The sequence below is a fragment of the Bacillus cereus group sp. BfR-BA-01355 genome (assembly GCF_022663675.1).
GTDB lineage: Bacteria > Bacillota > Bacilli > Bacillales > Bacillaceae_G > Bacillus_A > Bacillus_A thuringiensis_S.
The window spans coordinates 1-25,280 of the sequence record NZ_JAKUFY010000078.1 but is presented as its reverse complement, the minus strand read 5'-3'; the positions used below and the strand labels follow the sequence as shown (position 1 = coordinate 25,280).

The window sequence follows — 25,280 nt, the reverse complement described above, 5'->3', positions numbered from 1 at the left end:
TGAAGATAATTCCTATACTCTCTTCCCACAATTGTCTATCACTGAACGTCCTGACACAACGGCACATCATATTTTGAATGGGCGAATCGCTGTTGTTGTAGATCGCTCACCAGGCGTATTAATAGGACCGATGACCTTTTCATCCTTTTTTCAGACGATAGATGATTACAGCTTCAGACCTATGATTCCATCTTTTATACGACTCCTTCGTTTCACTGGGTTATTTATTGCAATATTTGCTCCTGCTCTTTATATTGCTATGATTTCCTTCCATTATGAAGTGATTCCACTCAAATTGTTGTTAACGATTGGAGAATCTCGAGCCAAAATTCCTTTTCCCCCCATATTAGAAGCTTTATTAATGGAATTAGTTCTCGAAATGCTCCGAGAAGCAGCGATTCGGCTTCCTGGGCCTGTTGGACAAACAATCGGCGTCGTAGGAGGAATTGTAATTGGACAAGCTGCGGTTCAAGCTGGGATTGTTAGTAACGTTATGGTTATCGTCGTATCAATTACTGCGGTTGCCTCTTTCATTATTCCTAACTTAGAAATGTCAGCAGGAATTCGGCTTCTTCGATTCCCAATGATGATAGCTGCCTCTTTATTTGGCGTCATTGGAATTATGGTTGGAATGGCAATCATTATCATCCATATTCTTTCTATGGAATCACTTGGTGTGCCATATGGTAGTCCTTTTTCTCCGTCATATGCTTCGGATTTAAAAGATACCCTTGTACGTTTCCCCTGGAAGATTATGAAGAAACGGCCACTATCTCTACAATTAAAACAAGATAACCGGCAAAGAGATGTTGAGGAAAAGGAGGAGAATAAGTGACAAAACGTGCAAAGAGGGAAATCACTTTATTTCAATACATTTTAACTATTAGTGGTGTTCAAGTCGGATTCGGCGTACTTACACTCCCGCGTGAAGTTGCACAAGGAGCGAATACAGATGGCTGGATGTCTATTATTATCGGATGTGTCATTACTACTTTAGTCAGTCTATGTATTGTAAAAATCATGGAAAAACATCCAGGATATACTTTACTTGATGTGCTGATACGCTATCTTGGAAAATGGCTAGGAAGAGTAGTAATGATTTTTTGGATTTTATATGCTGTACTCGCAGCTGTTTCCTTAATTTTTTCCCTCTTATACGTTATTCATATTTGGATTTTACCTAGATCTCCTATGTCTTTAATTATGATTTTGCTATCTATTCCAATGCTTATGCTTGCATGTAAAGGAGCACTTATTATTAGTCGTTTTGCTGTTTTCACTGTCATCTTTACACTTTGGATGCCATTATTATTATTTATTCCTCTTAAAGATGGGCATTTTATATATCTTCTTCCTCTTATCAAGGAAGGATGGCTACCAATTATAAACACCGTAAAATCAACTATCATTGCGTTTCTCGGATTCGAGTTTGCGTTTGTCCTTTATCCTTATTTAACTAACAAAGCATCTGCAAAAAAAGGAATTGTTATTGCAAATTTGATTACGCTATTTATTTATCTTCAAATCACGTTCGTTTCTTTTATTTATTTTAGTCCAGATGGTATAACAAAGTTTTTATGGCCAACTCTTTCTCTTGTTACACCGTTTCACTTCTCATTTCTTGAGCGGTTTGAAATTATCTTTTTGTCATTTTATCTCTTTATTATTTTTGATTCCTGTATTCCTTATATTTTTACTGCTTCAGATGGTATTAATCAATTACTTAACAAAAAAGGCAGTTCATTACCTATTTATTTTTTATTATTCGGGTGTATTTTCATCTTATTCTTTTATATCCCTTCTTCTTATCAGATAAGTTCGTTGCGGGAATTTTGGGGAACTGCTAGTTATTTTATCGTTTTTCTATTCCCAGTTGTATTTCTCTTATACATGACACTTTATCAGCATTGGAAAAGGAGAAAAGTTTAAATGAGACGCTTTATTCATTTTATTATATTTTGTTTTCTCATAATTTTTTTAGCAGGTTGTGAAGATCGGCTTGATTTAGAAAAACAATCCATCTCATTAATTTACGGTTTTGACGCAAAAGCAAAAGGAAAATTAATTGTGTATCACGTAAACCCTATTTTCAATGAAGATGTAGAGAAAAAGTACGAAATTCATGAAGCGAAAGTACATACACCCCGAGAAGCAAAAGATACGTTTAACAGTTCAAGCAGCGGTTTAGTGTCCACAGAAAAGTTACAGCTTATATTGTTTAGCACGAATTTTTTAAAACAAGAAGGAGCTATGCCTTATCTGGATGTTTGGTATCGCGACCCTAAAAATACAGGGAATATGCGCATGGTTGCAGTAGATGGCTCCATTTCTTCTGTTATATATAATAATTTCAAAGATAAGCCTGCTCTTCCTGAATATTTAACAGATTTAATTAATACGAACAAACTATACAATCGGACCGTGTTTACGACATTCCATGAATTTCATAGACAAACTTTTAATAAAGGCGTAACTCCTGCTATTTCAGAAATAAAAAAAGGGAAGAAAGATGTTATTGTTACCGGTTCGGCACTATTAACCTCTCGTGGAACTTATAAGATGTCTTTAAATCGCTACGAAAGTGCCCTTCTTCTTATGGTGCAAAAGAAAGCTAATATACCCGTTTCACTTACAATGAAAATCCCCTCTAATTTAGTTGAAAGTAATAGCCATCTAAAAGATACAAAAGGCGACGATTTTATAACAATAAATATTCTTAGTATGAATCATGATATCGGTACAGACTATAGCGATAACCGCTTCAAATTTAATATTAAAATGGATTTAAAAATTGCCGTATCTGAACTTACATTCAACATGGATATAGAAAATGATAGAAAAAAATTAACTTCTCTTATTACAAAACAACTAAACAATGATTTAAACGATTTAATCCACAAAATTCAAAAACAGCAACTTGATCCATTCGGATTTGGTGATTATGCGAGAGCGTTTCAATATAAAGAATGGAAACAAGTTGAAGATGATTGGCCAAGTGCCTTTTCAAAAGCTAATGTGAAAGTGGCACCAACTATTAAAATTTTAGAAAATGGGATTATTAAATAGAAAAAACACACTACTTGTTCTTATATGAATAAGTAGCGTGTTTTCATTTCCATTACAAGTATTATTTCAATGGACTATACTCTATTTCCATTTCTAACATTACTATGTTTTTTAGCATATACAAAATATATGAAAACGCCTATTATAATCCATGCCACAAAACTAATTAAAGTAAGCTTAGAAAGGTTCAAAGCCAAATATATACAACTTACTATTGAAACAATAGGTAAAAAAGGTACTAGAGGGGCACGGAATGGCCTCTTCATATCAGGATGTGTCTTTCTTAATACAATGACAGCTATAGATACAAACACAAATGCTGTTATCGTTCCCATATTCACTAAATTAGCTAATAAATTCAAATCCACTAATCCCGCTAATAAAGCTGCTAGTATACCTGTAACCCACGTATTAAAAAATGGAGTTTGTAAACGTTTATGGACACTTGAAAGTCTTTTTGGTAACAGTCCATCTCGACTCATCGAATAAGATACACGAACAAATGCAAACATAGCTACTAACAGAACTGTTGTTAGCCCTGCTATCGCTCCCACCGATAACAACCCAGCAATTCTATCTTCTCCTACAGTGCGCAACGCATATGCAACCGGATCAGCAACATTTAATTCCGTAAACGGAACCATTCCAGTTAGCACGAATGAAACACCTACATATAGAACGGTACAAATGAACAAGGAAACAAGTAGCCCAATTGGCACGTTACGTTGTGGACGCTTCACTTCCTCTGCGGCTGTTGCAACTGCATCAAATCCTAAAAAAGCAAAAAATACAGTAGCAGCGCCCCCTACCACACCGTGAAAACCAAACGGTAGAAATGGTTGCCAATTCTCTGGTCTTACATATTGTGTCCCTACAACAATAAATCCTACAATAACAGCCAGTTTAATAATAACCATTATATTATTAATTCGTGCACTTTCTTTTGCACCACGGCTTAATAAAAATGTAACAACTAAAATAATAAGAACTGCTGGTAAATCAATGATTCCACCCTTCTCCATTCCTGGTGCCGAAGCAAAAACCGTAGGAATGTGAATATTAAAACCTAGTAGCAGTGACTGAAAATATGCTGACCAGCCTGCTGCAACCGCAGAAGTCGCTAATAAATACTCCAGCATAACACACCAGCCAACTATAAATGCAAAAATCTCACCTAGTGTCATATATGTATATGAATATACACTTCCCGAAACTGGAACTGTAGATGCAAATTCAGCATAACAGAAAGCTACACATGCACATATAATTGCCGCTAATACAAAAGATAATACAATCGCCGGACCAGCATGTTTCGCTGCTACAATACCAGTTAATACGAAAATACCTGTACCAATAATTGCTCCAATACCTAAAAGAGTTAAATCAATCGCTCCTAAAGTTTGATTCAATACTTTTTTCTTTTCTTCATCCATTGCTTTCTTTATGAAAAGACTCATTCTTTGAAACCTCTTTTTCAAGTTTATCTCTTACTTGTTACATTCTTTATTACTGTTCTATTTTAAAAATAAAAATATACATAGTTCACTTCCCCTATAGACTTAGTAACCCGTCTCAATAAAAACAGAAAAATCAATCTCTTTATACCGTATTGAATTTTCAAAATATTAATCATACCAAAAAACCATTAAGAATGCTGATTGAATTTATCATACAATTAATTATATTGTCAATAATAAATCACTCAAAAATAATCGGTTGATTATGTATCAAATGTTATTTTTATACATAATCATTTTCTCAAAAACATTGTTGTTTCCCACCTTAATATTCATATTCATTTTATTACATTGATTTTCATACAACCTTCATTACATACAATGTAATGAAAATCATAATAACCTCAAATTAATTATTATTCAAAAATAATAATTAATTTGAGGTTATTTCACCATTTTAATACTAACAAAAAAGTGCAGATTTTCATCTGCACTTTTTTTATTCTTCCACTTCAGCTTCTGCACTACTATTTTCAAGATGCTCCTTCTGAGCTTCCTCTTGCAACTCTGCTGAAATCATCCCATAATAAAGTTCCGGATATAACCCAAATATTTGATATACACTTCCTAAAAACGGCATCAGAATCCCTCTTTTCTAAAGTTGTATTGCCACTTTTAAGGATTCCCTTTTCATTCACTATACATTCGTTTTTGGCGTTTCTTCTTCATCTTGAATACTTAATAAATTTTGCCATTTTTTATACGGAGCGCTATTTGGATCTACATATCCTTTCGCATGCGAGCGATCCCACAATTGTTTAATAAACATTTCTTTCTCTTTCTTTGCAACCATATCAGCACCTGTACCGTAATAGTTCTGGAAATACAACTCGATTTCATCAAGGAATAGTCTTAATAATTCATCTGATGTTTCTTCTAACGTCGGATCATACTTCGCTTCACGGTCATACATTAAAATCATGTCTAAAAGATTGTGGACATGTTCTTTTCTAAGCCATCTTACATCTTGGGCTCCTAATACGAACGGATGTGTATATAAATGTCCACCTTGTATCATCGCCTTTTCTTGCTCTTCTTCAAATCGTGACAAGATGTTTTCATAAATAAACGGATTATGAAGCAATGCTCTGTGTAATTTATAACTTTCGCTTGAAATATTTTTCCCCATCGACTGAATTAAAAAGCTACGTCCCACACCGTTATATTGATACACAAACTGTCCATCAACAGCAACTAAACTAATCCAGCGATACATATATGCGTATAGTAATGCACGATTACATTTATCATAATCTAATTTTGTTTGAGTCGCATTCAAATCTGGCATAAAGGCTGGTAAGTGCCAATACTTATCTAAATGCGGCGTTAAACTAGATTTTTTACTATTTAATTTGTTTACACGGCGATAATACGATTGGAAATAGTCCCCTTTATCATTCATAAATCCGTTTGAAATATGTCCTGATGATAATTTAGGAAAATCTTGCAGCGATAAGCCATAATGTGCTCGATAACAGATCACTTCAAATGGCGAAAAGGCTTCGTGTACTGTATCTTTTTCTTTAAACATTTCTTGAATCAATTCCTCTTGTAGCTCTTTCTTTAAAGAAGGATGTATACCCCAATATTGTAATTCCCTATGATGAGCAACTTTCGGAATGAACGGACTTGCTAAATGGAACAGGTCTTCAATTTTTTCACGCACGTATTCATTGCGATCACGTTTCTTATAATCTGCTTCTTTTCGCAATGCTTCAATAATATTCAATTCTAATTTATCACGATAGCGTACTTGCAGTTCGTCATAACAATAGCTCAGTATATGTTCGCGATAGAAATCCTCTACCTTTTTCGACTGAATCTCTTCTGTTTTCGCATCACGACAATATTCCCCATACAAACTCATATAAATTTCCGCTGATATATCTTTCGGTAGTACACCTAAATTTAAATGTTGCTGCATATCTTGCCATATCTTTTCTTGCAGCTGTTCCTCTGCTAATACATATACATTCGTCGGGTTTGTTTTCCCTTCAAATTCCTTACTGCGCTTTTGGATTTCAAACAATAAATTTTCACGTGTTTCATGTAAATTATCAAAAAATCTTTCCCAATATTGAATCATTTTATTAACTGCCTGATATAGCGATTGATACACAAGTTCTAATAGCATTTCTTTTCGATATTCATTTAATTTGTGTACATATTGCGTTACGATGTCTTCAAATTCTCTTTTGAATAAACGTTGCTGATTATTAATCATTTTTCCGAACCAGCCTTGTTGTTGAGCAATTTCTACTCGGCGTACAGCCGTTACCGTGCCATCGATATTACCTACATTAAATTTTTTATCGTAGTTTTGAATTACATTACGCTTTTGTTCATTATTTTCATGTAATCGATTCATTTTTTCTACTAACTGTTTTCGAATTTCATATAACATAAAACGTGCTGCTACTGGGTGAACTGGATCTGTTTTCTTTAAAAACCATGTATTTAATTGATAGGACTGCCCTTCAGAACCACTTGGTGAAAAGCGGTCTGATTCAATCATGTCATATAAAAGTGTCGTTACATGTTCATGTACACGGCTCGGAATCGCATATGCATATAAGCGAACCGCATGATCCACTCTTGCCACTTCACCTTTCATTTGTTCCATCATTTTCAGTTTCGCAGCTGAAATTTTACACTCATGTTGCAGACGATTTAATTCCTCATCTTTTTGCACCGTTCGTTGTACATAACTTTCTACAGCTTCTAAAAACAGTTTTGATTTCGCAACTCCGAGCTTACCACCTTCTGCTCCTTCACGTGTTTCATTATACATTTGTCTATAGAAAATATGAGCTTGCTCTGGACGGGTAGCAAGATGCTCCAAGTCCTCTAAATAACTTTTACCTCTCTCCGGCTTTTCACGCTGCATCCCACGTTTTACATCTTGGTCGTATCTTTGCTTCTTCTCTTGAAACAGTTGATCTAAATGCAGCCACGATTCATCTAAACCTTGCACCGCCCATTTTAAAGCACAATATTTTAACACATGCTCATATGGATAAATGAGTTTTGCCGTTCCTGCCCCGCAATATCGTCCTTTTCCACTTGATTCTGCTAATTGCTGAATTTGATTGTCTTCCTGTGCAAAATGACTTGTAGACATCGGGCTAAATAACTGTAAATAAATTGTATTTGCCATTTGCTCCATATAATCTGATAAATTGTGCAAATGGTGTCCATGTAGGTTTTCGTAGTCGTATAAGAAACAATAATTGTACGGTAAATGATGTTGTTTAATTGTATGATTCGTTCTTCCGTCTTCATCTACTTGATCAGGGCGATACTCTAATTCAATTGTTACCCCGCCGCGTTTTGATAATTCTCCAGTAGAACCGAGCGTAATAGCATGTAATTCTTTTAACGATGCATATCCGTTTGCTTGCACCGTCTCAAACTCTTTCGCACTAACTGTTCTCGTCTTTACTAAAACATCAGGCATTAAAAACGCACCGCGTATTAAAATGTTATGATGCTGCAATTTTTTCCGAAGCATTTCACGTAAATATAATGCAATTTGTAGAAACATCCCCGAACCTGTTCCGCCTGCTAGTGATGTTACTATAATGACACGCACACCATATTCTGTTTGATCACTTGTAACTGGAAAAATTTTCTCGATTTCTTGCCAAAAAGAGGTCAATTTATCTTCTTTCATCGCAGCACGTAACGCTAAACGTGAAATGACACGTAACTGTCCTGCTCCTTCTGTTAATGGTTTATCAAGTATAGTCGGATCCATCGGAAACCACTCTGGAATCGTTGGATCTCCCGCAATATACTCCCTAGGCGTTTTACTAGAACTTGTTTGTGTCTTAAACTTTCGAATATGATCAAATTTACTCAAAGTATTCACATCTGTATCAAATACGTGCATTGCTACCTTTTTTCGGCGCTCTTCAGGCAGTTTTTCATATATTTGATGCGTCACAGTACTACCGATTCCACCTAAACCAATTAATATTGTTGGAACTTGTAATGTCATGTGAACCACCTTCCTATTCTTGCTTGTTTGAAAAAAGGGAAAGAGAATCAATACTCCATCCCCTTCTTTTCCCTATCTACTATTCACATTCGTATTTGTAAATCTCCTTACCATATCCTCTATCAATTAGTAAAATTTCATTTGGATATAGTGTCTTATGTTCCATTCCTACTTCATCCTCTGTTATAAACATTCCATCAATAATCATTCCAACTACTTGTGATTCTTTCGCTACAAAGACAGATTTCGAACCTTTCTTCGCTATAAATGTAACAGATTGCACCGTTTTTCTTTCTGCTCTAAATGGGATACCAAAATAATGGTTCCACCATTTATTTCGAAGTAATTCTGGTTCAGATTGATATAGCCAATCTTTCGCTACCTCTTGATCCCATTCATAATACAGTAGTGCCTTCCGGTGAAATCTCGGCCGAACAATCCATCCTAAAACAATGATTCCTACTACTAGCAGTAATAAAGTGATAGGAATGACAAACTTAAAAATGAGCGCATATTTTTCATAAAACGAAGCATCTTGAATATGGAATGTTATGTTTTTCTTTACTTCTTGTAACTTTGAATCCTGCATTACGATGGTAGCTTCTACGGTGCCGGTATCTGTAAAATTAAATGTGTCGGAGTAATAGGGACGAGGATAAACATAGATCTGATTTCCATGTTGCTTTATTTCATAATTGATTGATTGTTTAGATGTGACACCAGTAGATTTTAATAGTTTTTTTACAGCTTCTTCTGTCATCGGCTTACCATCTAACTGTGGTTGTAAAACAAATGGTTTACTCTTCTCTAAATTTGTTACTTTTTCTTTATAATATTTTGTAACAGTTTGAAGTGATAATTTCGGTTTCTCAGCTGTTTCAATTTTAAATTCTTTCGTCTGTCTATAAAACCCCTTTATATTCATATGAACTTTCCCGCGTACTAACCCTTTACCAAGCTTAGTTTCGTAATAAAACACATGCCTCTTATCGTCCCACTTCATCGGATATTGTTTTCCGTCTATTTCTACTTCTGCTTGAAAGTAAGAAGACTGAACTGGCAACTCCGTAGGCTTTGCTTCAATAACAGCAGTAACACCTTCGTACATTTTCTCTACATTTTTTTGACTACTATCATCTTTGTCATAAGTAGAAACCGTATAATTAAGCGCCGGTTCAACTAGTACTTGTAGTCCTTCTTTCTCAATGTCCTGGTCGACTTCTATCGTATAAGTTCCTGGTTTAATAACTTCCTGATTTTCCGTACTTATATGAACTATATTTCCGAACAATTTTGCTTCTCCTGGTGCATGTATGGAAAAAGAAGATTGTAATTGTAATGGTTTAGAAATTTGTGCGACCTGATAATCGGGCAGAGAAGGCGATTGTCGTACAAGCGTCATACGCTTTAACGGAAACGGTGTTGTAATCTCTACTTTTTTCCCCACTACTTTCGTTTTTACAATCGATTCAACAGAGGAGAATGGATCACGATTTGCAACTAATGCTGCCACTTGATTTACACTTTTTACAATGCCATCTTCTCCGCTTGACGGCATCGTAACACCATTTATCTCTTTCTTCCATATTTCCTTGAACGTATTTAGTTGTTCTTTTTCTTGTTGTCCTAAATCTTCTTCCATCGTAATTAAGACTGGATGTAACGATATCTTTTTTGCATCCATTTCTTTCTTAAACTGGGCTAATTTCTGTGTAATTTGTTCTTTTCCGCCAATCTTATCTTTCTCTAAATCATTAAATGCCCCGTCAGTTAATACAATAAGCCAAAATTCACGTTTTCCATCTATATCTGCTTCCTTTTTTATAGATTGCATCGCCGTTTCTACCGCGCTAAATGGAGTATTTAAATACGTTTTCCACGCTCCAATTCCCTCAATTTCTGTTTGCCTTTTATCCTTCGTTAACGAAATATTTAATGGATCATTTGGCTTACTCATTGGAATGTAAGAAAATTTATCTTTTTCATCTAATAGCGCAACTAAACTTTGCAAAGCATAATTGGCATATTTCCAGCGATCGTTATTTCTCATGCTGCCCGAATCATCATATACAAGTGAAACGACCCTTTCCTTTGCCTCCTCTCCTTTTGCAAAAGCTGATAAAGGTAAACATATAAATAGAAATAACATGAACGTGGCACAAATTCGGATTTTCATGATGAGGCTTCGCCACCTTTGTAGACAAATTCCTATGTTTAAATTTATGAGAGGAAACAAGATATATGACTTGTATTTTAGGACAACTAACCCACCATAACTTTATTATGTAAACAGATCATACACTTGGTAATATTCCTTCTAGCATTCTCTATCCAATTATATAAGTAAAAAAGCCTGTTTAAGCTCCACACTTAAAACAGACTTTTCCTACTTTTTATTTTAAAAACACATAATAAAAAGTTTGATTTTTGATTTAACACATCACTTCTATTGTAAATCCACAGGTGCTTCAACGTAAAATGTATATGCATGGGCATGCTTAGGAGGCTCCACCAAAAATCCATCTTTCTTCAATCTTTGATTTATCTTATCTACATGTTCTTCACTTCCTTGTGGAAATCCTACATGAAATGTTTTTGGATACTGAACTTCTTTTCCCTTCATTAAAGTTAGTATAAATCCATCATTATCACGCATAACTGCAAAGGCATTCCCCCTTGTTCCACTACAAATTAAACCAAAATACCTCTCTAAAAACTCTCTAGATGCTGTTACATCTGTAACTGTTAAATTGAGATGTTTAATTCCCAATCCTCCACCTTCTTTCTCAATTTTCTAACATTTTATCATACAAATAAAAAACACGCCTTTCACAGCGTGTTTCATTGCTTTACATACACTTCAACAATCGGATTCTCTTTATTATCCGCATGCAAGCGTATATTCTCTTCACTTGCATTATAAATACTAGCTAGTAACATTATCGTTAACACATTAGGTGTCTTCGCATCACTTCCGTATTTTCTCTCAAGCGCTTCCTTATATTCAAAATCTAAATCCCCCTGCACATATGTATACACTTCAAAACCATCTTCTAAATTGCAAACTACTGTATCAATAATATCTGCTCCTACTTGCTTCTTCATTTCCTCTCGCAACGCTTCAATAAATTCTTCCCACGGTACTTCGTATGTCTGAAACTGATCTGTAGATTTCATGCCTTTTCCTCCTTATATATCCTCTTCTTATATTTCCCCTTTCCTATAACAATTATAATAGATAGGGCATTCGTACAAGCCGCACTTGTCCCCCTTACATATCGTATTACTGTAATGCGGAAGGAGGAAAGAACATGCATAGACAAAAATGTTATGATACATGCCGACGTTACTTCGGAAAAGTTGTTCGGATTGAAGACCGTGATGGCCGTATACATTTAGGTAAAATAATCGATGTGACACAAAGCTCTGTATGGATCGAACCGGTGCAACAGCGCTCATCTTTTGATTCAGGATTCGGATACTACGACGCTTATGCAAACGGTGGTTGTGACCTTTGCGGCGGCCTTAGCAGATGTGATAGTTGCGGATTTGGATGCGGTGGCGGTGGTGGATTCAGCAGCTGCGGCTGTGGTGGGCGTGGTTGTAGTAGTTGTGGTGGCGGCGGCTGGGGTGGCGGCGGTTGTGGCTGGGGTGTTGAACTCGGATTTGGTTTCATCTTCGGAATTGCATTAGCTGCATTATTTTTCATTTAACATAGTAAAGAGTTGACTACCTTTAGCCAACTCTTTTTCTTTATTTTTCACATATAAAAATACGATGCCCTAAAATATGTTGGTACATAAGCCGTACATTTTCATGCTGTACCCATGCCTCATATAACTCATTTGGAATATGTGAGGATACATTCCATTCCGGCTCTTCTACATAGCTAGAGATCGTTTCTGCAATTGTACCACCGCCAGCAATTGTAATTCTTTTAAAATTTGCTTTCTGAAATAATTGTACCCATTCATTCTCAGTTAATAGTTCTTTCATGCCATATAATTGAGCTATTTTTTCTTCCTCACCCTTATCAATGTGCCTATCAATAATCATTTCAATAACAACAAGCTTACCGTCCTGCTGTAATACACGGTAACACTCCGAGATAGCTCTTTCTTTCTCTGTAAAAGCGATGATTGATTCTCCAAGTACGAAATCAAATGAGTTATTCAAACAAGGTAATTGCTCTACATTTCCTTCAATTAATTGTATATCTAATCCTTCAAACAACCATCTATCTTTTGCCTTTTGAATCATAATTTTATTCTTTTCAACCGTTGTTACTTTATAACCAAGTTCCCTTGTCATATACGCCGCTGTTTTCCCTGTTCCACAACCTATCTCAAGAACATTCGATCCATGTCTAAAAGGCAGTTGTGCTAGCAATTGTTTTGTTAACGTAAACCCGCCAGGATGAGCACTTCCTATTCCGTAATAAGCTAGGAAATCGATGTATGTGTTTCGTTTCATGGGATTCTCCCTTTTTTATTTTATATATTCGAGGACGGAAGAAAAGTGCATAGAAAAAGGGGCGTATTGTACGCCCCTCATCTTACTTATCCTCTGTAATATATGCCCATTTATAGCTATAGTCTCCACCAACTGGATGATGAACGATACCTTTTACTTTAGGTCTTTGAACGATAGCATCACCACGTTGATATAATGGTGCAATTGCTGCATCTTCCAGTAACATTTTCTCCGCTTTCAGTAAGCTATCCCAACGATCTTTCGTTTTCGTTAATAGCTCGCCTTTACCTTTTTGCACAATTTCATCATATTTAGGATTAGAATATCCTGTTTGGTTATGAGGACCATTTGTAACGAACATATCAATGAATGTCATTGGATCTAAGTAGTCAGGGCCCCAACCAGCGTAAGATAAATCATAATCTAGATCTGATTCTAATTTTAACTTTTGTTTAAATGGCTGGTTTTTCAAATTCACTGTTAAGCCTGGTAAGTTTTTCTCAAGTTCTCCTTTTAAGAATTCTCCTACTTTTTTCGCACCATCACCATCATAGTTTAATAGTTCTACTGTAATTGCATCTTTTCCAAGTTCTTTTTTCGCTTTTTCCCAATGCTCTTTTGCCTTTTTCACATCTGTTTTTAAAATATCTCCATTTTCTTTACGGAAGTCTTTTCCATCTGGGCTCTTAGCAAATTCTTTTGGTACTAAGTAATCTGCAGGTGTAGAACCATCATTTAAAATTACATTCGTTAAGCCTTTTTTATCATACGCTTTTGCAATCGCTAAACGTAAATCTTTGCTCTTTAGCACTGTATCTTGCCCACCACGTTTTTGGTTTAAGCGTAAGAAGTACGTTGACGGTGTTTTTTGTGTAAAGAAATCGGGGCTTGATTTATATTTGTCAACAAATTCAGATGTAAGTCCTGAGCGATCAATTTGTCCACTTTCATATAAATTGACACGTGTACCGCTATCTTTTACCACATTAAAGTTAATTTCTTCCAACTTAACTGTTTTATTATCCCAGTATTGTGCATTTTTCTTTAACTTCCAACCTTCTTCATGTTTCCAGTCTGTTAATGTAAATGGTCCGTTGTATAACGTTGTATCTGCTTCTAAACCGTACTTTTCTCCTTTTTCTTTTACAAACTTCTCGTTTAATGGATAAAATGTTCCAAATGAAGTTAATTCTACAAAGTAAGGAACTGGATTTTCTAATTCTACTTCTAACGTATAGTCATCTACAGCTTTTACTCCTAACGTATCTAGTTCAGCTTTTCCTTCATTAATCGCTTGTGCATTTTTTAAATCAAACATAATGTATGCATATTCTGCTGCTGTATTTTTATCTATCGCACGTTTCCAAGCAAACACGAAATCTTTTGCTGTTACAGACTCTCCATTTGACCATTTTGCATTTTTATTTAATGTAAATGTATATTTTTTACCGTCATCACTCTTTTTATATGATTCAGCAACCCCTGGTGTTGCTTTATTATCTTTATCAAGTCTATACAAACCTTCCATTACGTTGTTTAAAGCGAGAAACGATACTTGGTCTGTCGCTTTAGCAGAGTCCATAGATGGAATCTCTTGAGACTCTGTTAAATTAAGCACTTGCTTCGCCGCTAGCTTTCCGCCTTCTTTTTCACCGCTTTTTGGTGTTGTGCTTGCTTTATCTTTTTCCCCAGATCCAGAGCAAGCTGTTAATGCCATACTCATTACTAGAACTGGTGCTACTACCGCTGTTAATTTTTTCATCTTTTTTCTCTTCATTTTTGTACCCTCCCCAATTATATGTACGCTATTAACATTTAGAGATTCCCTACTAACTTTCGTTATCAGAAAATTCTTATTAATTAATATTCTACTGTTTTTTCTAGTTTTGTAAAGTATTTTTGTAAATTTTCTAAAAATTTATTTTTTTATGATAGTAACTTGTTGTTTTAACTACTATATGAATTATCCCCCGTCTACTATATGTAAACATCCATTCCCTTATTCCACTCTATTACTACGTTCTATATTTTTCTTATTAGCATGAGGTCTCTTACTATCATTCATCTTTCTTACTACTTACTGACCTCTCTAATTTCCTCGGATAGAACCTTCTTTATTACCTATCCGATTCTCAATAGGCTAACGAGATTTATTCCCTTATACATACTAAAAAGCATTTCACTTTATTTTTTCCGCCATCCTCAGTTACATACGCCCACTTAAAGCTATATTCTGAACTGATGTTATGTTTCACAATTCCTTTTACATTCGGTTTCATTACGTACGATCTTCCTGTTTGATATAAAGGAACTAACCCTGCATCTTCTTCAAGGAATAATTTCTCAGCTTTCCCTAACGTTTCCCAGCGTTTTTTCGCATCACTCATTAATTCATTACCTGCTTTTCCTACCATTTCATCGTATTTTGGATTTGAATAACTCATTTGGTTGTACGGGCTCTTCGATTCAAACATATCAATAAATGTCATTGGATCCGCATAGTCTGGACTCCAACCTGCATAAGAAATTTCATAATCTTGCGCAGTTTCTAATTTTAATTTTTGTTTGAACGGCTGAATTTTCGTATTAATTGTTGCACCTTTTAAATTTTTCTCAATTTGATCTTTTACATAGTCAGCAATCTTTTTCGCAGTTCCATCATCATAGCTTAGCAATTCAATTGTAACTTGATCTTTTCCAAGTTCTTTTTTCGCTGCTTCCCAAGCTGCTGCACCTTTTTTCGGATCATATTTTAGACCATTTTTAAATGCATCTTGGTAATTTTCACCAAAAGGCCCTGTCGCAAGCCCTTTTGGTACTAATTGATCTGTTGCTTTTGAACCGTTATTTAAAATAACGTTCGCTAAGCCTTTTTTATCAACTGATAATGCAATTGCTTCACGAAGTTTTTTGCTCTTTAAAGGCGTATCTTTTCCGTTACGTTTTTGATTTAAACGTAAGAAGAATGTACTTGATTCCGCATACTCACCATATTCTTCTTTGTTCGATTTATATTTATCTACAAACTCTCCTGATAGTAATGTAAAATCAATTGATCCTGTATCATATAAGTTTACTTTCGTTGCAACCTCTTTTACTACACTATAGTTAATTTCTTCTAATTTCACAGTCTTTTTATCCCAGTACTTATCATTTTTCTTTAGCTGCCAACCTTGTTCATGTTTCCATGAAGACATAACGAACGGTCCGTTATACAACGTTGTATCTGCTTCTAAACCGAACTTATCTCCTTTTTCTTTTACGAACTTTTCATTTAAAGGATAGTACGATGGGAATGCCATTAAATTCAAGAAATACGGTACTGGCTTTTCTAATTCTACTTCTAGTGTATAATCATCTACCGCTTTTGCTCCTAAATCTGTTAGAGGTTTTTCACCTTTATTAATTGCTTCTGCATTTTTAATATAGAAAGCGATAAACGCATATTCTGCCGCTGTATTTTTATCAAGTAAGCGTTGCTATCCATATACGAAATCTTTCGCTGATACAGGATCACCGTTTGACCATTTTGCATCTTTACGTAGTTTAAATGTATATTTTTTGCCATCCTCGCTTTTCGTACTAGACTCTGCCGCTGCTGGAATTGGCTTATTATCTTTATCAAGGCGATATAGGCCTTCCATCGTGTTCCCTAAAATTTGCGCACCTAATGTATCAGTAGATTTAGAAGTATCCATCGTCGGAATTTCTTGGTTTTCCGTACGATTTAATACTTGTTTCGCTGCATATTTAATATCAGATTTTTTTCTTCCCCACTATTTGATGTAGTAGTCGTTTTCTTTTCCCCACCTGATCCAGAACATGCTGTCAATGCAACACTCATCGCTAAAACTGGTATTACAACTGCCGTTAACTTTTTCATTTTTTTCTCTTCATTTTTGTACCCTCCCTAATTATATGTACATTACCAACCCTTGAGAGACCCCTTACTAAAGACTTTTTTAGAAGATTACAACTAATGTCATTCTACTCTTTTTTCCCTAATTGCAAATATTTTTATTTTAAATATTCTGATTTTTTTAGTAGGATTTATCTCCCATCTACTATATGTACATACTATACACCTTATTCTCCTCTATTTAACCATACTAAAAATTAGTATTTTAAGCTCACAAAAAAAGCATTTAAAAGTAGCTAAGCCACTTTTAAATGCTTTTTCAACTCTATTATTTTTCAGTTACATATGCCCACTTAAAGCTGAATTCTGGACTGATATTGTGTTTTACTACACCTTTTACATTTGGTTGTAAAACATAAGAATCTCCACGTTGGTATAAAGGTACAATCGCTACATCTTCTTCAAGTAATGTTTTTTCAGCTTTTCCTAACTCTTCCCAACGTTTTTTCGCATCACTCATTAATTCCGTCCCAGCTTTTTTCACCATGCCGTCATATTTAGGGTCAGAGAAGCTCATTTGGTTATGTGAATGTCCAGTCTCAAACATATCTAAGAACGTCATTGGATCTGCATAATCCGGATTCCATCCGCCATACGAAATATCATATTGTTGTTCAGTTTCTAATTTTAGTTTTTGCTTAAATGGTTGAAGTTTAATATTAACTGTTACACCTTTTAAGTTTTTCTCAATCTGATCTTTAATATATTCGCCAACTTTTTTCGCATTACCAGTATCGTAGTTTAAGAATTCGATTGTAACTTGATCTTTTCCAAGTTCTTTTTTCGCTTCTTCCCAAGCTGCAGCAGCTTTTTTAGGATTTGGTTTCAAACCGTTTTTAAATGTTTCTTGGAAATCTTTACCGTCTGGTCCCGTTGCTAATCCTTTTGGTACTAAGAAGTCAGCTTCTTTTGATCCATCATTTAAAATTACATTTGCTAAATTCTTTTTATCAATTGATAGCGCAATTGCTTCACGTAATTTTTTGCTCTTTAATGGCGTGTCTTGTCCATCACGTTTTTGGTTCATACGAATGAAATACGTACTCACTTGTGAATATGTGCCAAATTCATCTTTCTTGCTTCTATATTTATCAACGAACTCTCCATTTAATAAAGCAAAGTCAACTTGACCGCTATCATATAGATTGACTAAAGTTGCAGCCTCTTTAACAACACTAAAGTTAACTTCTTCAAGTTTTACAGTCTTTTTATCCCAATATTGATCATTTTTCTTTAATTGCCATCCTTGTTCATGCTTCCAATCTTTAAGAACGAACGGTCCGTTATAGACAGTTGTATCAGCCTCTAAACCGAACTTCTCGCCCTTTTCTTTAACGAACTTTTCGTTTAATGGATAATATGATGGGAATGCTACTAAATTTAAGAAGTACGGTACCGCTTGCTCTAACTCAACTTCAAGTGTAAGATCATCTACCGCCTTCACACCTAATTCAGTTACAGGTTTTTCTCCTTTATTTACTACTTCTGCATTTTTAATCGGGAATGCAATAAATGCATACTCAGCAGCCGTTTTTGGATCTAACAGACGTTGCCAAGCATATACGAAATCCTTTGCAGTTACTGGATCTCCATTTGACCATTTTGCATCTTTACGTAGTTTGAACGTATATTTTTTACCATCTTCACTTTTCGTACTAGATTCTGCCGCTGCTGGAATCGGCTTATTGTCTTTATCAAGACGATATAAACCCTCCATCGTATTACCAAGCATTTGTGAAGATACTGTATCAGTTGATTTAGAAGAATCCATAGTTGGAATTTCTTGTGTTACTGTTCGATTCAGCACTTGTTTCGTTGCTAATTTTTCCCCTGACTTACTATCTCCACCAGAGCTAGAATTTGTGCTTGTCTTCTTATCTCCACCTGATGTAGAACATGCTGTTAACGCCATGCTCATTGCTAAAACCGGTGCTACAACTGCTGTTAGTTTTTTCATTTGTTTCTTTTTCATTTTCTGTACCCTCCCTAATTCTAAACGATAGCTATTCAAGAATTTTCTGATAATTCTGTTTTTCTCTATATATTTATCAGACGATTCTTACTACTTCTTATTCTACTAATTTTTTAAAATTTGTAAAGTATTATTATTGAAAATTTTTAAAAAATTATTTTCTTACAGTAATATTCATAAAAATTCCATATGATCTTCAAATTCTATTTCTCTTTCATATAAATGTACCACTTTAATGGTATTTATCATATTTACACATTAAATATCTATGAGCTCTTGTTAATAAATAATGTATATTTTTAGAAACTCCTTTCCTACAAAAATAAAAAAAGTCAGCAAAACTGACTTTTTACCCGGCTATTTTTTCTCTTTTCATTTCCTCTATTACTTTCGTATACTTCTCTTCATCAAATTCATTTTCACTTTTTGCAACAACTACAGTTGCAATACCGTTACCAATTAAATTAACGATAGCACGTGCTTCTGACATGAAACGATCTACACCAAGTAATAGCGCTAAACCTTCTAATGGGATAACATTCATTGCAGATAAAGTAGATGCTAGCACAATAAAACCTCCACCAGTTACTGCTGCTGCACCTTTAGATGTAACTAATAAAATAGCTATTATAGTTAATTGTTGACCTAGTGAAAGATCGACATGAAAGACTTGAGCTAAAAATATAGTAGCCATCGATAAATAAATTGTCGTTCCATCTAAATTAAATGAGTATCCTGTCGGAATGACTAAACCTACTACTGGCTTCGAACATCCCAAGTCTTCCATCTTTGTCATCATTCGCGGCAGTACTGATTCTGATGACGATGTCCCGAGAACAATGAGTAATTCTTCTTTAATGTGAGCTAAATATTTCCACAAACTAAATTTGTACAGTTTACAAATAAAATTTAAAACAATAAAAACAAATAATGCCATTGTCGCATATACACAAATCATTAATTTGCCAAGTGGTATGAGCGTGCTTAAACCATACTTCCCAATTGTAAATGCCATCCCACCGAATGCTCCAACCGGTGCTAATTTCATTACAATTGATAAAATGTTAAAAAATACTTTCGATAATCTTTCAAAAAAGTCAATAACCGGTTGTCCATTTTTCCCTAACATCGTTAACCCTGCGCCGAATAAAATGGAGAAGAACAGAACTTGTAAAATATCACCTTTGGCGAATGCTTCAAACATGTTAGACGGCACGATATGTAAAAAGAAATCCATCCATTTCATTTCTTGTCCGCTTTGTACACTCCGCCCTTTAGTTTTGAGGGATCTAATCCGTCTCCGGGACGCACAACATTCGCTACGATGATACCAATAATTAAAGCCGCTGTTGTAACAATTTCAAAATATAATAGTGCCTTCCCACCAACACGGCCTACCTTTTTCATACTTCCCATACTTGCAATACCGAGCACAATTGTTAAAAAGATAATCGGTGCAATAACCATTTTAATCATATTGATGAATGTTTCACCAATTGGCTTCATTTGTTGTCCAACACTCGGCCAAATTGCCCCTACTGCAATACCACAAATAATGGCCACAATAACTTGGAATGTTAAATTCTTTGCAATTCTCATTTTTGCTACTCCCCTGTATTTTCATTTCTCCCAAACTATTTTAAGCAATAACATTTATTCTATGTGATAGCCCCCTTGCTATTTAACTTAAACCACAATTTTATGTTACACTATTATCTTTAATTTTGAAAATAGCATATAACATTTAAAAATAAATGACATACTATTATACACAATAAAAAGCAGACATTACGTCTGCTTTAATTCTCCTCAATTTGCTTTTCACTTAACCCTAGATGTGTTCTAAGAGTATTACTCAAACTCTGCAAATCTTTTTTATTAGGATTATAATAATATACACGTTGCCCATTTGGACCATTAGGTAAATATAAATCATCACCAGCTAGTTGTATTTTTTCAACTGAACCGTTTAAACCGTATTTATAAAAAGATAAAATATCATCCATTACTAAGTTTGTTTTAAAATCGTCGTCAACTGCCTCAACTATTTTTTCTAGCTTCGTAATCGATCCTACACTTTTTAATTTACTTAAAATCGATTCAATAACAAGTTGTTGCCTCTGCCCTCTCATCGCATCACTATCAATATGGCGCGTTCTTGCTAGTGCAAGTGCTTCTTCCCCATTTAATTTTTGCAATCCTTTTTTCAAATGAATCGCATCAGGTTCATCTTTACTATTTTGCTCCGTAAATTCAACTGGGACATCTACTTCAATACCATCTAACCCATCAACAATTTTAGTAAAGGAACCAAAATTAAATTTCACAAAATAATCAACGGGCACCTGTAACAATTTTTCTACCGCTTCCACAGAAGCTTGCGGTCCTCCATCTTTACCATTTTTAACGAAACCACTTCCATATGCATGGGTTATTTTATCTTTTTTCTTTTCAACTGGAACGTATGTATATGTATCACGCGGTATGCTCGTTAATTTCACTGTTTTATCGTCTTTATTAAAAGTCGCTAACAATAATGCATCTGTATGAAATGCACCATTATACTCCTTTTGTCGTTCTTGATTTTCATCAATTCCCATAATTAAAAGTGAAACATGATTTGCAATTGGCTTTACAGATTTCTCACGTAAATTGGATTTTTCACCTCGTGCTAAATTCAAATTAGATTTTTGTACGAGACTAGAAGTTTTCATATATACATAGGCTCCATAGCCAATTCCACCAAATAGCAATACCGCTAGTAGTAAACTTATTATCGTTTTCTTTTTATATTTTTGCTTATTTTTCTCTTCTCTTAAAGATGAATGATTCCCCATTTACTCTCCTCCTGTTTCTATTCATCCAATATGTTTTTCATATTTAGCGCTATCCTTTTGAAACATACTTTCTTTCAATCCCTTATCTATTTGTATCCATTCTGTCGTAAGTGAATATTGAATCAAGCCTTCTTGAAAACTAAGAAATTTCAACATAATCCCTGTATTTTTCTCCACAACCATTTCGAATTTCCCTCTTAAATCTTCAGAGGTGCTAACAGGCATCTCTATATTGATGACTCCTTCAATTTTGTAACAATCTAATCCAAGATATTTCGTTTCTTTATAATTCCAATCTTTATATCGAATTAACAAATCTGCGAATTCTGATTGAATACTATATTTCGCTAGTCCTACATATTCATCATCATATCGCTTTTTTTCACCTGATTTTCTCAATAACCTTTCCGTAGGATTTAACTTTAATAATTCATTGTTTCTTTCTTTCGGGTTCCATTTTGTCTCTTTATAGGTATACTTCTCATCATCAAACTCTTTTTTCTTGCCCTCGTTATATATAATTGTTCGTTTTTTCGCTAGTTTATCTTCTTTCGAAGAGATACCTCTTTGTTTTTCCGTATCAATTGCATACTTATATGTTGTAGCAATTCTTGATGAGCTAGAATATTCCTCAAATTGTCCTGAACTATTTTTAAAATAATCAATAGAATCTAGCATCTTTTGATGAATCTTTTCTTTATCTGGATAATGTACATTTGATTTTATTTCTTCTTCATTTTCATAATCAGAAAACGCTTTTTTCTTTACATATTCAAATACTCCACCGTTTTGCGCAAAACTTTGTATAGAAAACTCAGACATAGATACCACTGAAAGTATACAAACCGCTGCACTAATTATCATCATATGGATTTTGTAACTCTTCTTTTTTACCTGAAGATTATGTAGTGTACCATTAATCTTTTCATTTAACTCTGGAGGTACTATAACATTTTCATTTTTTATTCTCTTTTTTAATTTCTCATCAAATAATTTTTCACTATCCACCCTTTACACCCCCTATTCCATCTTTAATCGTTTTTGTAGTTGTTCCCTCGCACGCGATAATCTTGATTTCACTGTTCCTTTCGGTATTTCTAACAGCTTCGCAATACTATCTTGATTCATATCTTCATAGTAATAAAGCACCGTAACAGCTCTTAATTCTTCATGTAACGATTGAATCGCATTATACAAATCTATATCTTCATACTGATCACACGCACTCATATTGTAATCATTCTCTTCTGTCACAATTACATTTTTATACGCTCTAATAATATTGTTACACTCATTCATTAAAATTCGAATTAACCAAGTTTGAAAAAACTCTTCTTTTTTTAGTTTTTTTATATTTTCATAAGCTTTTAAAATTGTTGTCTGTATCGCGTCCTCTATATTTGTCTCATCACGTAACATCGCCTTTGCTATTCGATACATCTTCACTTTTTCTGTATGTATAAGCGTTATAAAGGCTTCATGATCGCCTTTTTTCGCTAAAGAAACATCGGTTTCTTCTTTTATAATCATTTTATATAAAGGGATTACTTTCACAATTGCTCCTCCTGTTTCATCCTCACTTCAAATTTAACTTTACATGTATTAGACGTAGGAACCTAGGAAAAGGTTCATTTTTTTGAATATTTTTGTAAATAAAAAGATAAATATCCTTTATAAGTGTTATGTAATAAACATACTAGATTTAATTTACAAATAAAAAAAGCCCACTTTCTCAGTGGACTTTCTACTTTACAACGGTAAATCCCTCTTCTTAAAAACTACAATTGCTACTATGAAAATACAAAGTGCTCCAGCAGTTAAACCTATACTTACCGGCCATATATTATACGTTCCTTCAGCAATTTCTTTCGGATGAAACAGCGTGAATAATGATAGACTTCTCATCCACTCTAACTTATCACTTAATTTACCTACCATATCCAATACGAAAAATAAGATAGTTAAACTCGCTGAATAACTTAGTGCCTTTCTTTCGTCATTACATATACAAGAAAAGAAAAATGAATACGCACTAACGACTAAAAATATGAGCCCTCCGACTACATTTATCTTCAAAAATAATTCTTTATTTAAGTTATTATCTTGTAAAAACCATTCTGCACCTACTAACCCAGCTACATACGTAACAGATACAATAATCAGAAGTCCCAATATGAGAACAGCAGCTTGTGTAATAGCAATTTCCACTCTAGATACAGGTGTTGCTAACAAGTATGCCATTGCTCCTTTATCTACATGACGAGCAATTAAATGTGTTGCAACTGTTACACAAAAAATTGTTAAAATGATAATAAACAATAGACTATAGTATTCACCAGCTAAAAAATCCATTACGTTTTGAATCGGACTTTCCATACCAACGATTTTTTTCACACTATCAGGCATGGCAGCTATTAGTTCATTTAGCCCTTTCGCTGATACCATTGACGGGAATATCCAAATTAATAACCACAAATATAAAGCCGCACCAAACGCATAACTCAAAATATTTTTTTGTGTTTCTTTCAAACTAGCTAAAAATAATTGCTTATTCATGCGTTACCCCTTCTTTCTTATCGTAATAATGCATAAATAAATGTTCTAAATCCATCGCTCTCGTTTGAAGTGCCGTTACATTATAGTTTGAAATTGTTTGTAAAACAGTTTGATAGTTTCCTTGTACAATGATAGATGCCTCTCTACCTTTTACCACTTCAAATTGCAAATTACACTTTGTAAGAGATTCAATCTCTTCTTGCGATGATACGGTTACATCTATTACCTGTCGTCTCACACTTTGTAAATCGTGAATATTTTCAACCGTTACGAGTCGACCATCTTTAATAATCGCTACTCGATCACACGTACGCTCAATTTCAGTGAAAATATGTGATGACATTAGGATTGTTTTTCCTCTTTGCTTTTCCTCTAATATTAATTCTATAAATACTTGCTGCATAAGTGGATCAAGTCCAGATGTTGGTTCATCTAAAATTAACACCTCTGGATCGTGCATAAATGCAGCAACTATCCTCACTTTTTGCTTCATTCCTTTAGACATTTTGCGAATCGGTGTTTTCACATCAAATTGCAGACGATCTATCAGTTCATCTCGTCTTTTCGTATCCTTTAATCCACGCATTCCTTGCATTAATTTTAAAAACTCTAATCCGTTCATTCCTTCAATAAAAGAAATTTCACCCGGTAGATAACCAACTTCCCTTTGAATTTTCGCTGCTTCATTCCAACAATCTAATCCAAAAATTGTCGCTTTACCAGCTGTCGGTTTTATAAATCCCATTAAATTACGAATCGTCGTTGATTTCCCGGCACCATTCGGTCCTAAATAACCAAATACTTCTCCCTCTTTTACATCAAATGTAATATGAAACAAACCTTTTCCATTCGAAAACTGTTTTGTGACATCCTGAACTGAAATCATAATTCCACCTCATTTTTTGAAATATTTAATATGTGATATTTCAAAATCATTGTA

17 protein-coding genes and 3 pseudogenes are annotated in these 25,280 nt (G+C 34.4%); 4 read left to right on the top strand and 16 right to left on the bottom strand.

The features are described 5' to 3' along the window. The 3 genes from MR167_RS21890 to MR167_RS21880 form a co-directional block, all read left to right on the top strand. Positions 1-835, top strand: an 835-nt coding sequence (locus MR167_RS21890; protein ID WP_242315456.1) for a spore germination protein, incomplete at its 5' end; no start/stop codon positions are given. Further along, positions 832-1,929 carry an endospore germination permease gene (locus tag MR167_RS21885; RefSeq protein WP_000166524.1) on the top strand — a complete coding sequence of 366 codons (1,098 nt, stop codon included), beginning with the start codon at positions 832-834 and terminating at the stop codon, positions 1,927-1,929. The genes MR167_RS21890 and MR167_RS21885, both read left to right, overlap by 4 nt. Continuing rightward, complete coding sequence (locus MR167_RS21880) at positions 1,930-3,066, top strand: Ger(x)C family spore germination protein (protein WP_001252185.1); 1,137 nt, start codon at positions 1,930-1,932, stop codon at positions 3,064-3,066. A 74-nt stretch (positions 3,067-3,140) separates the two neighbouring features. On the opposite strand, the gene MR167_RS21875 is transcribed toward MR167_RS21880, so the two are convergent. The 6 genes and pseudogenes from MR167_RS21875 to MR167_RS21850 all read right to left on the bottom strand — a co-directional run bounded on the left by MR167_RS21875 (position 3,141) and on the right by MR167_RS21850 (position 11,760). Then, positions 3,141-4,523 (bottom strand): APC family permease, encoded by a 1,383-nt coding sequence (locus MR167_RS21875; RefSeq protein ID WP_000051659.1) that lies wholly within the window; start codon positions 4,521-4,523, stop codon positions 3,141-3,143. 499 nt (positions 4,524-5,022) lie between these two features. Beyond that, on the bottom strand, positions 5,023-5,163 hold the full coding sequence (locus MR167_RS21870) for a hypothetical protein (RefSeq protein WP_001116193.1): 141 nt from the start codon (positions 5,161-5,163) through the stop codon (positions 5,023-5,025). A 57-nt stretch (positions 5,164-5,220) separates the two neighbouring features. Continuing rightward, entirely contained in the window at positions 5,221-8,583 is a 3,363-nt protein-coding gene (locus MR167_RS21865) for a tubulin-like doman-containing protein (RefSeq protein WP_016098801.1), read from the bottom strand. A 79-nt stretch (positions 8,584-8,662) separates the two neighbouring features. After that, entirely contained in the window at positions 8,663-10,759 is a 2,097-nt protein-coding gene (locus MR167_RS21860; protein ID WP_242315455.1) for a vWA domain-containing protein, read from the bottom strand. 256 nt (positions 10,760-11,015) lie between these two features. Next, positions 11,016-11,353, bottom strand: a pseudogene (locus tag MR167_RS21855) (VOC family protein). Positions 11,354-11,424: 71 nt separating this feature from the next. Next, positions 11,425-11,760 (bottom strand): hypothetical protein, encoded by a 336-nt coding sequence (locus tag MR167_RS21850; protein ID WP_000842899.1) that lies wholly within the window; start codon positions 11,758-11,760, stop codon positions 11,425-11,427. 134 nt (positions 11,761-11,894) lie between these two features. Here MR167_RS21850 and MR167_RS21845 point away from each other — a divergent pair, with 134 nt between their 5' ends. Continuing rightward, a complete protein-coding gene (locus MR167_RS21845; RefSeq protein WP_086397749.1) occupies positions 11,895-12,296 on the top strand; it encodes a hypothetical protein in 402 nt (133 codons plus the stop codon). A gap of 40 nt (positions 12,297-12,336) precedes the next feature. On the opposite strand, the gene MR167_RS21840 is transcribed toward MR167_RS21845, so the two are convergent. From MR167_RS21840 to MR167_RS21795, 10 genes and pseudogenes are all read right to left on the bottom strand, one after another. After that, positions 12,337-13,056: a class I SAM-dependent methyltransferase gene (locus MR167_RS21840; RefSeq protein WP_000828269.1), complete on the bottom strand. Its 720-nt coding sequence runs from the start codon at positions 13,054-13,056 to the stop codon at positions 12,337-12,339. Between the two features lie 82 nt (positions 13,057-13,138). Continuing rightward, positions 13,139-14,833, bottom strand: a complete 1,695-nt coding sequence (locus tag MR167_RS21835) for a peptide ABC transporter substrate-binding protein (protein ID WP_000823457.1) — start codon at positions 14,831-14,833, stop codon at positions 13,139-13,141. 373 nt (positions 14,834-15,206) lie between these two features. Beyond that, positions 15,207-16,939: pseudogene (locus MR167_RS21830) on the bottom strand (peptide ABC transporter substrate-binding protein). A gap of 304 nt (positions 16,940-17,243) precedes the next feature. Continuing rightward, positions 17,244-18,947 carry a peptide ABC transporter substrate-binding protein gene (locus MR167_RS21825; protein WP_016077387.1) on the bottom strand — a complete coding sequence of 568 codons (1,704 nt, stop codon included), beginning with the start codon at positions 18,945-18,947 and terminating at the stop codon, positions 17,244-17,246. Between the two features lie 349 nt (positions 18,948-19,296). Continuing rightward, positions 19,297-20,546, bottom strand: a pseudogene (locus MR167_RS21820) (dicarboxylate/amino acid:cation symporter). Positions 20,547-20,746: 200 nt separating this feature from the next. Next, on the bottom strand, positions 20,747-21,784 hold the full coding sequence (locus MR167_RS21815; protein WP_000526731.1) for an LCP family protein: 1,038 nt from the start codon (positions 21,782-21,784) through the stop codon (positions 20,747-20,749). Between the two features lie 21 nt (positions 21,785-21,805). Further along, positions 21,806-22,792, bottom strand: coding sequence for a hypothetical protein (locus MR167_RS21810; protein WP_000376636.1), 987 nt, complete (start codon positions 22,790-22,792; stop codon positions 21,806-21,808). Positions 22,793-22,804: 12 nt separating this feature from the next. Next, positions 22,805-23,338 (bottom strand): RNA polymerase sigma factor, encoded by a 534-nt coding sequence (locus MR167_RS21805; protein WP_000864724.1) that lies wholly within the window; start codon positions 23,336-23,338, stop codon positions 22,805-22,807. Between the two features lie 195 nt (positions 23,339-23,533). Beyond that, entirely contained in the window at positions 23,534-24,340 is an 807-nt protein-coding gene (locus tag MR167_RS21800; protein ID WP_001041417.1) for an ABC transporter permease subunit, read from the bottom strand. Next, entirely contained in the window at positions 24,333-25,226 is an 894-nt protein-coding gene (locus MR167_RS21795) for an ABC transporter ATP-binding protein (protein WP_242315454.1), read from the bottom strand. Before MR167_RS21795 ends, MR167_RS21800 begins: the two co-directional genes overlap by 8 nt. Positions 25,227-25,280: the final 54 nt, after the last annotated feature.

Excerpts from the sequence above, each read along its gene's own strand:
- MR167_RS21870 (WP_001116193.1), bottom strand. The coding sequence starts at position 5,163 with ATGCCGTTTTTAGGAAGTGTATATCAAATATTTGGGTTATATCCGGAA.
- MR167_RS21840 (WP_000828269.1), bottom strand. The coding sequence starts at position 13,056 with ATGAAACGAAACACATACATCGATTTCCTAGCTTATTACGGAATAGGA.
- MR167_RS21880 (WP_001252185.1), top strand. The coding sequence starts at position 1,930 with ATGAGACGCTTTATTCATTTTATTATATTTTGTTTTCTCATAATTTTT.
- MR167_RS21825 (WP_016077387.1), bottom strand. The coding sequence starts at position 18,947 with ATGAAAAAGAAACAAATGAAAAAACTAACAGCAGTTGTAGCACCGGTT.
- MR167_RS21865 (WP_016098801.1), bottom strand. The coding sequence starts at position 8,583 with ATGACATTACAAGTTCCAACAATATTAATTGGTTTAGGTGGAATCGGT.
- MR167_RS21860 (WP_242315455.1), bottom strand. The coding sequence starts at position 10,759 with ATGAAAATCCGAATTTGTGCCACGTTCATGTTATTTCTATTTATATGT.
- MR167_RS21845 (WP_086397749.1), top strand. The coding sequence starts at position 11,895 with ATGCATAGACAAAAATGTTATGATACATGCCGACGTTACTTCGGAAAA.
- MR167_RS21800 (WP_001041417.1), bottom strand. The coding sequence starts at position 24,340 with ATGAATAAGCAATTATTTTTAGCTAGTTTGAAAGAAACACAAAAAAAT.
- MR167_RS21815 (WP_000526731.1), bottom strand. The coding sequence starts at position 21,784 with ATGGGGAATCATTCATCTTTAAGAGAAGAGAAAAATAAGCAAAAATAT.
- MR167_RS21795 (WP_242315454.1), bottom strand. The coding sequence starts at position 25,226 with ATGATTTCAGTTCAGGATGTCACAAAACAGTTTTCGAATGGAAAAGGT.
- MR167_RS21875 (WP_000051659.1), bottom strand. The coding sequence starts at position 4,523 with ATGAGTCTTTTCATAAAGAAAGCAATGGATGAAGAAAAGAAAAAAGTA.
- MR167_RS21850 (WP_000842899.1), bottom strand. The coding sequence starts at position 11,760 with ATGAAATCTACAGATCAGTTTCAGACATACGAAGTACCGTGGGAAGAA.
- MR167_RS21835 (WP_000823457.1), bottom strand. The coding sequence starts at position 14,833 with ATGAAGAGAAAAAAGATGAAAAAATTAACAGCGGTAGTAGCACCAGTT.